Raw genomic sequence first — 2,471 nt, 5'->3', positions numbered from 1 at the left:
CGCCAACACCATGTCCCCCCGCCGCTATAAGCCGGGTGAGATCATCCGCTCGCCGGTGGCCCATCATGACGGCAACTACTTCGCCGATGCCGAGACGCTTGCGCGCCTCGAAGGCGAAGGCCAGGTGGTGTTCCGCTACGCCGAAGGCACCAACCCCAACGGCTCGATCAACGACATCGCCGGCATCGTCAACGACAAGGGCAATGTGCTCGGCCTGATGCCGCATCCGGAGAACCTGATCGAGGCGGCGCATGGCGGCAGCGACGGACGGGCGCTGTTCGAAGGCGCGCTCGGCATCGCCGCTTGATCCTTCCCAGACAATTCCTTCAAGAACGCGGGGGCGGACTGACCATGAGACTGACGATTGCTCGCCTTGCTCTCGTGGCCGCCGCCGGGATTGCGCTGACATCGTGCCAGTCCAGCTCGAAGTCCACGCCGGCGCCGTCAGGCAAGAGCGCCTCGCTCCTTGCAATGGAGCAGGTTGCGATCGCCGCCCATAAATGCTGGATCGCCAGCAAGGATCCAGCCTTCAAATCCTATCAGATGGCCAATGAGCTGAACTCCTACAGCGGCACGCCGCGTTTCCTGCTGGTGCCGGCCAAGCATTATGGCGGCAAGCCGCTGCTGGTCGTGCAGGCGCAGGGCAATTCCAGCAAGGTGGACGTGTTCGGGCCGCTGATGGCCGAACCGCTTGGCGCGCGCATCGGCGCCGACATCGCCCGCTGGCAGGCCGGCAATCCGTCCTGCGCCGCCGCCGCGTGAGCCTACCATGGGCCGGTTCCTGCAGACGGCGGGACTGGTCATCGGGCTGATAGGGCTTGTCCTGCAATTCGCCATCACCATCCCGGCGTCGATGGCGGCGGGCCGCAGCCTGTTTGGCTCCATCGTCTTCTATTTCAGCTTCTTCACCATCCTGACCAACATTGCGGTGGTGCTGGTGCATGCTTCGCTGCTGTCACCCGCCGGCTATGCCTGGTTCCCAGCGTTCGCCGGGCGGCGCATGCGGGCCGGCGTCGCGGTAGCCATCACCCTGGTCTTCATCGTCTATTCGACGGTACTGGCGCGCCTTTGGGCGCCGGAAGGCCTGTTCCTGCTGTGCGATATCCTGCTCCACTATGTGACGCCGCTCGTCTTCGTGCTGTGGTGGCTGATCGCGGGCGCGGACGGCAGCACGCGCTGGCGCGACATCTCCTGGTGGATGATCTATCCGCTGGCCTATCTCGCCTATGCGTTGATACGGGCCCCATTCGCCGGCGAGGTGCCCTACCCCTTCCTCGATGTGGCCAAGAACGGCGCGGCCAGCGTCGCCATATCGGCGCTGACCACGACAGCTTTGTTTCTCGTGCTGTGCGCGCTCGCCGTGCTTGTCGATCACGGCATCGCCCGGCTGCGGAAATGATCCGCAAGCCGGCGCGGTCACTCCCAGAACGGCCTGATGCCTTCGTGGTGAGCATCGCAGCGCGAGATGCCGATATCCTTGAGCTGCTCGTCGGTCATCTCCAGGAGTGCCAGGCGCCCGCGGCGGCGCTCCAGCATGCGGTCGATCTGCCTGGCGATGGAGCCGAGCACGAAGACGATACGGTCGATGAACCCGCGGCGGACCGACGGGCGATTGTGCAATTCGGCGCCGCCGTGGTGGAATGTATCAATTGTATTCATTTTCCGATCTGCCAGACTGATGAATTGTACCTTTTCTGCGCGCAATCTCATATCGATTGACTCATCATACGGTGCAATATAGAAAATTGTTACCATGACAAATTGGCTCCCCGATCTCTCCTCCGGCTCCGGTCCGCTGTATCAGCGTCTTGCTGACAGCATTGAGTCAGATATCGACAAGGGCGTCATCGATGCCGGTGCAAAACTGCCACCCCAGCGCGACCTCGCCTACGACATCGGCACGACGGTCGGCACGATCGGCAGAGCCTACCAGTTGCTGCGCGAACGCGGGCTGGTGAGCGGCGAAGTTGGGCGCGGTACCTACGTGCTCGCCCAACGCGCCGGAGATTCGAAGCCGGATCTGGAGCCTGCCGTCCTGGGCACACGCCCCATCGATGCGCCGACGGGCAAGCTGCGCTTCGACAGCACCGCCGCGCCCGATGTCGGCCAGGGCGCAGTCATCGCCGAAATCTTGGCGCGGACGGCGCAGGACCATCCCCACGACATTTCGAGCTACACCAGGGATTTTCCCGAACGCTGGTACGAGGCGGGCAGCCATTGGCTGGCGCGAAATTCCTTCCGCCCCTCGCCCGATTCAATCGTGCCGACGCTGGGCACCCACGCCGCCGTGATGGCGGCGATCGCCGCGCTCACCATGCCCGGCGACTATGTCGTCTTCGAGCATCTCACCTATTCGCAGATCTCGCGCAGCGCCGGACTGATCGGGCGTCGAACGGCACTGGTTGCGACCGACAATGAAGGCGTCGACCCCGAGGACTTCGAACGCGTTTGCGCGCAGAAGCATCCCAAGG

Annotated in this window: 5 protein-coding genes; 4 read left to right on the top strand and 1 reads right to left on the bottom strand. The window is 63.9% G+C overall.

Annotated features, from left to right (window positions below; translation table 11 throughout):
- The 3 genes from EOA29_RS33055 to EOA29_RS33045 all read left to right on the top strand — a co-directional run.
- The coding region (locus tag EOA29_RS33055; protein ID WP_189479068.1) for a phosphoribosylformylglycinamidine synthase subunit PurQ at positions 1-307 on the top strand (307 nt) is incomplete at its 5' end.
- Positions 308-351: 44 nt separating this feature from the next.
- Positions 352-762, top strand: a complete 411-nt coding sequence (locus tag EOA29_RS33050; protein ID WP_126093617.1) for a hypothetical protein — start codon at positions 352-354, stop codon at positions 760-762.
- A 7-nt stretch (positions 763-769) separates the two neighbouring features.
- Positions 770-1,399, top strand: coding sequence for a Pr6Pr family membrane protein (locus EOA29_RS33045; RefSeq protein WP_127222180.1), 630 nt, complete (start codon positions 770-772; stop codon positions 1,397-1,399).
- A gap of 17 nt (positions 1,400-1,416) precedes the next feature.
- On the opposite strand, the gene EOA29_RS33040 is transcribed toward EOA29_RS33045, so the two are convergent.
- The gene (locus EOA29_RS33040) at positions 1,417-1,659 is read right to left on the bottom strand and encodes a DUF1127 domain-containing protein (RefSeq protein ID WP_126093615.1); all 243 of its coding nucleotides are present in this window, start codon (positions 1,657-1,659) and stop codon (positions 1,417-1,419) included.
- A gap of 94 nt (positions 1,660-1,753) precedes the next feature.
- Between EOA29_RS33040 and EOA29_RS33035 the strand changes: the two genes are divergently transcribed.
- Positions 1,754-2,471, top strand: a 718-nt coding sequence (locus EOA29_RS33035) for an aminotransferase class I/II-fold pyridoxal phosphate-dependent enzyme (protein ID WP_127222179.1), incomplete at its 3' end; no start/stop codon positions are given.

Source organism: Mesorhizobium sp. M1E.F.Ca.ET.063.01.1.1 (assembly GCF_003998155.1).
Lineage (GTDB): Bacteria > Pseudomonadota > Alphaproteobacteria > Rhizobiales > Rhizobiaceae > Mesorhizobium.
Note: the sequence above shows the minus strand (reverse complement) of the source record. Positions and strands in the feature narration are given on the sequence as shown.

What these genes read in the sequence shown, in the direction of transcription:
- EOA29_RS33050 (WP_126093617.1), top strand. Translation starts at nt 352, where the DNA reads ATGAGACTGACGATTGCTCGCCTTGCTCTCGTGGCCGCCGCCGGGATT.
- EOA29_RS33040 (WP_126093615.1), bottom strand. Translation starts at nt 1,659, where the DNA reads ATGAATACAATTGATACATTCCACCACGGCGGCGCCGAATTGCACAAT.
- EOA29_RS33045 (WP_127222180.1), top strand. Translation starts at nt 770, where the DNA reads ATGGGCCGGTTCCTGCAGACGGCGGGACTGGTCATCGGGCTGATAGGG.